This is a genomic window from Moorena sp. SIO3H5, assembly GCF_010692395.1.
Taxonomy (GTDB): Bacteria; Cyanobacteriota; Cyanobacteriia; order Cyanobacteriales; family Coleofasciculaceae; genus Moorena.
Genome location: NZ_JAAHHS010000368.1, coordinates 1 through 7,679 on the forward strand (window position 1 = coordinate 1; position 7,679 = coordinate 7,679).

The following is a 7,679-nucleotide window of genomic DNA, read 5'->3' on the forward strand; positions in this document are numbered from 1 at the left end:
CTTCTAGCGGTAACTTCTGACCATCACCCAAGCAGATCACAGGTGTGGCCACTGTATGATGGTTGACCCAACTGACCAAGCTATCATGCACGCAGAAGACTGCACCTACACAGTGCTTTGGAAAAGTCACTGCTATGTAATCACGCCACTGGCTTCGCTCACCAAAAGCCGTGGGTAACCGAACTTTGCCGCCATCTACGCCCATTTCTTCAACAGTCTGGTATAGTTCGGGCAACTCAAAGTAAAGCCTATGTACCAGGCGTTGCTGAGTGCTATGGGATACCGACATTCTCGTCAACACCATGATATCTGAGCGCGCTATGGTTCATTGAGGCGTTGGCACTATGCATTAGACAGCACTTCTATTCTAGGGTACACCACCATGTGTAGCGTTGGACAAATAGCTTTTGAACTTGAAAACGCTCAAACTAAATTCACTTTTAAGCGAACGAGGGTAAGTTTTCGTCCGGCACTGGAGCCGCAACTGGTTTGGATATACAATTTCCTATCTCGGGACTGTCTATCATAGGAATTCTACCACGAACCGGAAGTAAAATCACGGACATGGTATGATCCTTATCAGGGAAGGAAGAAACCAAAGTAATGTTGGAAATTTTTCGTTGATCAGTCTTGGGATTTTGTTTATATTATGTTAAAATTGGCTCTTCGTAATCAGGTTTCGTCTCGGGTCGGTTTCAACGCACACGGAGATACGCGGGAGCGTGGTAGCCCCGCGATTTTAATCCGGGGAGGAGACGAAACCTTAGAGTAGTGGAGCCTTTATGGTTAGTCGGCTATGGGTAAAAGGGTTAAATCTTGTAAATAAGGCTCCACTACTCTTACGGTAACTTCAAAGAAACGCGACACGGCAGTTTTAACTGCCGTGATGTGGATCGTTAATGTAAGCCATTATTTTTGATGTGCTAACAGATCCTGTTGTGTCATAGAAATAAGATCTAGGCCATAAACTAGGTAATTTAAGCAGGTGAGGAAATTCTTGCCTTAAAATTCTAGACGATCGACCTTTAAAGGCTTTGGCTATTTCGTGAATAGCTACGTCGCGCTTATTGCTCTACCAATACATGCACGTGATCTGGGGCAATTTCAAGTGCTTTGAGAAACCAACCTTTTTCTACCGCTACATCATTCAAGATTTGAGATAGACGTTTTTTTACCTCGCCAATCAGTACCGGTTTGCGCCTTTTCGGAATCCAAACCATGTGGACGTGCGCTAACCCTACCGAATGAGAAGTCCTTCTGTATTTATCAGAGGTCTTAATCATTTATTTATGTCGATAACTTGACATTATCAACATAATAGCCCATAATAGTAGTATGAGCAAAAAACAATCTTACTGGGGATGCCAACAAGTAAGATTGTCTCCTGACAAAGACTTGTTGGCTGTGCTTGAATATATATGCAAAGAATCAAACAATATTTACAACTGTTCAGTCTACTATGCTAGACAGATGTGGTTTAAAGTTCGTCATATTGTTAACAGGGCTGAGTTATGCAAAGAGATGAAGCATAACCAACATTTTACTGCTATGTATGTAAGTGCTTCTCAACAAGTTTGTAATGGAGTAGCTGAATCTTTTAAATCTTTTCATAAACTAGATAAGCTGTACAAAGCTGGAAAATTAAATGACAAGCCCAAGCCTCCTAAATACAGAAGATCAGGAGGAATGTTTACTGTCTCATACCTGAAGGGGTGACGAAACAGGCTGAAAGGGTGGCTATGTAAAGGTAGTAGCATTTTGTGGTAAAAAAAAGTAGGTCTCTAAATTTGCAACAAGACCTACCTATCGACAATGTTACCAGAATTTTACCAAAACCACCTAAAAAGTCAATTGAGTCTAGCCGAATATATTTTATTGAAAATTTTGCTCAATCTCTTACAATCAATTAAAAAAGTTAACTTAGAAAAAATAGCCAATGCTCTTCCTTTACCCATTAAATTTGAAAGTAGAAGAAAAAGAATTCAAAGATTTTTATCATTGCCAAATTTAACACTTGAAAAAATTTGGTTACCAATAGTTGAAGAATTATTGAAAGCATACTTTACCTCGGAAAGCCTAATTTATCTAGCAATTGATAGAACAAATTGGGGTCGTATTAACTTAGTCATGGTTAGTCTCATTTGGGATAAAAGGGCATTTCCCATCTATTTTACTTTGTTGGCAAAGTTAGGGAGTAGTAATTTAACAGAACAAAAAAGTGTCTTGTCCAAGGTTATCCCAATTTTTAAAAACTATAAAATCTGCCTGTTAGGAGATAGAGAATTTTGCTCGGTAAAATTAGCAAAGTACTTACAGGACTTAGGCGTACATTTTTGTTTACGATTAAAAAAGAATGAATTTGTTGAATATAAAAAAGATAATTGGGTTCAACTCAATGATTTAGGTTTAGTCCCTGGAGTCTCTTTATTTATTAAAGGAGTTAAAGTGACCAAGACTAGGGGATTTTTTAAGTTTAATGTGGCTTGTAAATGGCAACGTAAACTCAAAGGGACATCTCCGAAAGAAGGATGGTTTTTACTAACAAACCTTTCTAACTTAGAGTCGGCAGTTTCAGCTTATAAAAAAAGATTTGATATCGAAGAGATGTTTAGAGATTTTAAAAGCGATGCAGCGCGGTCTTGGGGGTTTCCCCCATGAGCGACTGCATCAAGACCAGGTGGTTATAATTTAGAGGACACTAAGCTTGAGGGTGAACGCTTTATTTCTCTAGTTTTATTAATAGCAATAGCTTACACTTCCGCAACATTTCAAGGTCAGAATATTAAAGCGATGCAGCGCGGTCTTGGGGGTTTCCCCCATGAGCGACTGCATCAAGACACGTCAAGGAATACAAAAATATGTTGGTCGTGTCAAAGAATCCGGTCGAATAGAGCGGAGGCATAGCAGTTTTTACGTTGGTTTATATGGTCAAACCTGGGTTAATTTTAAAGATTTTTGTATAGAATTAGTAACCGAATTAATGAGACTAAATCCTAATAAGCGATGCAGCGCGGTCTTGGGGGTTTCCCCCATGAGCGACTGCATCAAGACAACGAAAGTATTATCAACGAGGTCTAAGGGCTAGGTCGCTTATAGAGTCTGGGTTTTAGCTTATTTCGTCGCCCCCCCAGGTCTCATACCCGAAAAGATGGCTAAAGTTGGTCAAGAACAAACTTCGGTTTCCACTAGGTAGGCAGGTTAAAGCATGGTTTGGACTATCTGAGTTTTATGTCGAGTTTTCTTCTAACCTTGATTGGGAAAGCATCAAAGAAGTTCGGATATTACCAAGAAACGGACAGTTTTATGTAGAGTTTGTCTACAAGATAGAATCAAAAGGTGTCAACATAGATTCTAGTAGAATGTTGGGTATTGACCATGGAATTGATAATTGGTTGACATGCGTTGACACCTTAGGTAATGGCTTCATAATTGATGGCAAGCACGTTAAGAGCTTGAATCAGTGGTACAACAAGCGTGTCTCATTTCTTAAGGAAGGGCATGGAAAAGATTACTGGACAAAACAACTAGCAAATATAACAGAAAAACGAAACCGTCAAATGCGTGACGGAGTCAATAAAGCTGCTAGATTGGTCATCAATCACTGTCTTATAAACGGAATTGGGACTATTGTATTTGGATGGAACAAGGGGCAAAAAAATGGCCTTAACATAGGAAGAAAAAACCATCAAAAATTCACTCAGATTCCTACTGCTAGATTGAAATATCGAATATCCCAAATGTGTCAGGTTTTTGGGATTGAATTCATTGAAGCAGAGGAAAGCTATACAAGCAAGGCAAGCTCTCTAGATAATGACAGTCTTCCCGTATTTGGTGAAAAACCCAGTGATTGGAAGCCATCAGGCAAGAGAGTCAAGCGTGGATTATATCGAACTGCGTCGAACTTGTATGTCAACGCAGACGGCAATGGTGCTTTAAATATTATTAGAAAAGTAGCGGGAACTATTCGGCAAAGCCGACGCTTCGCGAACGGCTCTGACCTGATAGAACTCAGTAGGGGCGCTTTGACTACGCCTGTAAGAGTTCGGTTATGGAACAAACACGAATCCCCGTCTTTTTAAAGCGGGGAGAGTCAAGTTTAGCAGCAAGTGCTCGGGCGTGGGCTTTTATAAGGGCATGTAAGTAAGCATCGAGCAAGCAGCACTGATATGATCATAGGACAACCAATTTTAGCACCCTACTTTTCCCTCACAAGCAAATACACTTTGACTCCCAAAATCAAAAATCGGTAGCATAAAACACACGTTTTCGTTCATTGTGTTATCTGGGTATAGATGGCTAGGCATACATTAATAAACCAAAAAACCCGTTGGTGAAGAATTCACCGATAATGCACATTTCTCCGGAGGCAAACCAGACAGGGGAATAAAAAAGGGTTGTTCAACGGAAATCGAGGTGGCATCCGCTTCATATTATAGAGGAAGATTAGATAGGCCAAGGACAAATTCCGACGGTTTGTAGTAGGTACAGGGTAAAGGTTGCTGAGTGTGTGTTGGTGAATTTATCGAGGCTTAGATTCTCGAGCAGCTGTAACACCCCATATGGAGGCACTGGGTAACCAATGCCGTTTGCGCAGGTCAAAAGGTATGCAAAGCCACCCCGATGGGGAGGCGTTTGGATTGCATTCAGCTCAAGGAGTATGGGGAGCGTGAATAAACCTACATACGGAATGTACAGTATGGGGAGCGCACCCCACCCCCCGAGAAAAAACCGGCCACCATGATCCAATCGGCAGTTACTTGTAACACAGATGGTGTTTGCCAATTAAAAAGTGAGAAGTCTAGTACAGAGGGGTTTGACGAATCGGTGTCAGGGTTTCGTGTAAGGCTGTGGATAAAAGGTTGGTCTCACCCAATTTTTTCGTAGCGGGACGAACCATATTGGGAAGGAATGAAGAAAGGAATTGGATTTTTTAGGGGTTGCGGTTCGGTAAATTCAGGACGTAAGTCGAATAAAAAGTAATTGAACTAGATTGGTGTATAATTCATCCTGGAGGTATAGAAGGCACAGAGCAATGGTAAGGACTAGGATTATATAGCGCGAAAATAAAGGGTCGTACTTATAAACCACCGTGGGACGACGATTTCAACCATTTGTATGAACAAGGTACTTTAACTGTAGAAAAGCCATGAAAAAAATGTATAGATCTTCGTTGGGTTTATTTGATCAAGTGATAGCGATGATGGCGTGTCTGCTGCTAACGACGGCCTGTGCACTGGCTTGGCCAGGAATCGAAAAAGCATCAGCCAATTCCCTCTTCTGCGTAGTTGTTCCGGTCACAGAAGATTATAGTGATTGCACCAGTGTCCTCGAACCGGGTAATGGAGATACATCGGAATTCCTATTGTTCCGAACTGAAAATCCGGAAAAAGAGCTGGAAATCGAGGTATACAACTATGATGAGTATGAGTATGGATTACTTAGTTTATCGGAAAAAGAGGGTTGTGAAGATGGAGACAACGGAAATATTGATTACTATTTAAGCAGAGCGGGATTAGATGACACCTACGACAATATATACCTTCCAGATGGCGTATATTATTTGTCTAATTGTGGATATACAAAGTTATGGGCAACAATCCACGCAAAATCATACAAAGGACAGGAACTGCACCCGCCCAAGTAGGGAGGTGGATGCAACAATGGTGGCGATGTTTTGTCGTTGGCACAGGAATAGCGCTAGGAAGGTTTGGTGTGTACATAATAAATTGGTTTATACAACACCAAACACGAACCGACAGGTGGTCCGTACACAACCAATCAGTCAGTTCAACAGTGTTCTCGGAGGTTCAAAATCCCATCTCGCGATAACTCATCTGTGGAAATAGCCAGACCCCCAGGTTCCCCCATTACCCTTCGGTTGAGTCATTCCGATCAACCGAAGGGTAAAACCTGATTGAAAGACGCTCCGCCATTGCGCAGATATCCCACCTTTCACCCATCGCCACCAGCGTTGAAAATATGCCTCAATGCGCTCACTGGGCGCACCTCGCTCATAAAGCCGAGTCAGATTTTCAAGCATCCGTTCCACGGTCTTCCGAGCGATTCCTAAACCCGAGGTCGAAAACCAATAACCGAGAAAATCAAAGCCACTGGCGATGCGACCGATAAAGGTCTTCTCGGGATGTTTGAGAACCTTTAACTCATTCATCACCTCGTTAGTGGCTTTGATGGCCTTGCGCAACTTCCAGCGGGTCGGTGCCAGAATAACCCAATCGTCCATGTATCAAACAATTGAAACAAGCAAGCCGAGCCATCCGGTCATCCAAAGGCTTAAGAAATAACGCTCCTATTAGTGGAGAAAGAGGGCATCCATTGGAGATGCCCTTGCGAATATCAATGTAGTCACCGCCATCGGAAACATAGCGACGCAAATAACCCCATAACAAACATTTATAGCAATTCTACGACTTGTGAGGTAAAAATTTCTGGTTTTTAGGGAGCAGGGACTTCGGAGCAGGGAGCAGGTAAGAGGGAAAAGGGAAGAGCAGATGTAGGGTGGGCAGTGCATCAGCTAGTCAGATCCGCAAGCCATAGTCAATGATCGCACTGCCCACCAGCAACGGATTTTTCAGCTTCGTTTGAATTAGGATTGCTCTAGTAGCCTCGGTAGGGTGGGCAGTGCATCAGCCAGATCATATCCGCAAGCCATAGTCAAAGTAAGCACTGCCCACCAGCAACAGATTTTTCAGCAAGGTATGAATTAGCCTCGGTAGGGTGGGCTCGGACCAGACCCAATTATAGAATGTGAGAACGAACTCACGTTGAATACCGGTGTAATAGTGTCTAATCAAGATTGGCCGGAGCACGCGAGAATTGATGTATTTGTCATAAACACCGGGTACAAGCAGGCGAAATTCGTAGCGTCGGAGGAAGATCATCAAGGACTAGAACAAGTGGTATATTTACTAAAGCCCGAAGGAACCGAGAAATTGACATACTACGTAAGAGACTTGTTCAGTGTAATAAACCTAACCGATTCACCATTAAGGGTGAAATCCCAAATAAAGCTCCAGTAGTCCTGGCCTTGCGGTTGAACCCCCGAAAAAAACAAACGCAACTTGCCGCAATTGACTTAACTCACCAGAGGCCATCAATTTATCCACACTAATTGAGAGATTATGGGTTAAATCCGAGAAGGGTGCCAACCATAAACCAGAATCATAAATGCCGAGCGGTACATGTTCGTACCGAGCTTTATCGGTATGGAACGTAAACAAATGGTATATCAAAAAGCATGAAAAGAATAGGAAATAGTATGATAATAAAGACCAATAAAAATTAGTTCACTCAATCTATGGTATATAAACAAAACCCTCCTAGGTTTAAAGGCATCACATGTATCGCGGTAGCCCTAGTGATGTGCTTGTGCGCTTTTGTTTTCATAACCAAGCCGGCCATCGCGTGCGAAATTCTTGAACCAGAGTGCGATATAGCATACAATTTCTCTTGCGGAGCAAGCCTTGAAGCCAATGAGTCGGTTTGTATAAGTCATAAGAAAAGCAGCATTGATTATCATATAGCGTTCGATACTCGTACAGGCGAACAATACACAGGAGAGGTGACAATCACAGACACCTTGCATAAAAACAGGAAGTTGCTGGTGGAAATACCACCAGGGCAAGGTGATGTGGAATATATCAATTTTCCGGGGGAAAAGA

Annotated in this window: 4 protein-coding genes and 3 pseudogenes; 4 read left to right on the plus strand and 3 right to left on the minus strand. The window is 42.2% G+C overall.

Annotated elements, in window-relative coordinates; genetic code table 11:
• Nucleotides 1-289 (minus strand): annotated as a pseudogene (locus F6K52_RS28410) (ISKra4 family transposase); the annotation flags it as partial.
• Between the two features lie 585 nt (nt 290-874).
• A pseudogene (gene tnpA / locus F6K52_RS28415) lies at nt 875-1,280 on the minus strand (IS200/IS605 family transposase).
• A 55-nt stretch (nt 1,281-1,335) separates the two neighbouring features.
• Here tnpA and F6K52_RS28420 point away from each other — a divergent pair.
• From F6K52_RS28420 to F6K52_RS28435, 4 genes and pseudogenes are all read left to right on the plus strand, one after another.
• The gene (locus tag F6K52_RS28420) at nt 1,336-1,716 is read left to right on the plus strand and encodes a hypothetical protein (protein ID WP_293086532.1); all 381 of its coding nucleotides are present in this window, start codon (nt 1,336-1,338) and stop codon (nt 1,714-1,716) included.
• 96 nt (nt 1,717-1,812) lie between these two features.
• A pseudogene (locus F6K52_RS28425) lies at nt 1,813-3,110 on the plus strand (IS4 family transposase).
• A gap of 48 nt (nt 3,111-3,158) precedes the next feature.
• Nucleotides 3,159-4,079 carry a transposase gene (locus tag F6K52_RS28430; protein WP_293086536.1) on the plus strand — a complete coding sequence of 307 codons (921 nt, stop codon included), beginning with the start codon at nt 3,159-3,161 and terminating at the stop codon, nt 4,077-4,079.
• A gap of 1,076 nt (nt 4,080-5,155) precedes the next feature.
• The gene (locus F6K52_RS28435; protein ID WP_293086539.1) at nt 5,156-5,644 is read left to right on the plus strand and encodes a hypothetical protein; all 489 of its coding nucleotides are present in this window, start codon (nt 5,156-5,158) and stop codon (nt 5,642-5,644) included.
• A 186-nt stretch (nt 5,645-5,830) separates the two neighbouring features.
• On the opposite strand, the gene F6K52_RS28440 is transcribed toward F6K52_RS28435, so the two are convergent.
• Nucleotides 5,831-6,241 carry a hypothetical protein gene (locus F6K52_RS28440; protein ID WP_293086542.1) on the minus strand — a complete coding sequence of 137 codons (411 nt, stop codon included), beginning with the start codon at nt 6,239-6,241 and terminating at the stop codon, nt 5,831-5,833.
• Nucleotides 6,242-7,679 lie beyond the last annotated feature (1,438 nt).

Excerpts from the sequence above, each read along its gene's own strand:
- F6K52_RS28440 (WP_293086542.1), bottom strand. The coding sequence starts at position 6,241 with ATGGACGATTGGGTTATTCTGGCACCGACCCGCTGGAAGTTGCGCAAG.
- F6K52_RS28420 (WP_293086532.1), top strand. The coding sequence starts at position 1,336 with ATGAGCAAAAAACAATCTTACTGGGGATGCCAACAAGTAAGATTGTCT.
- F6K52_RS28435 (WP_293086539.1), top strand. The coding sequence starts at position 5,156 with ATGTATAGATCTTCGTTGGGTTTATTTGATCAAGTGATAGCGATGATG.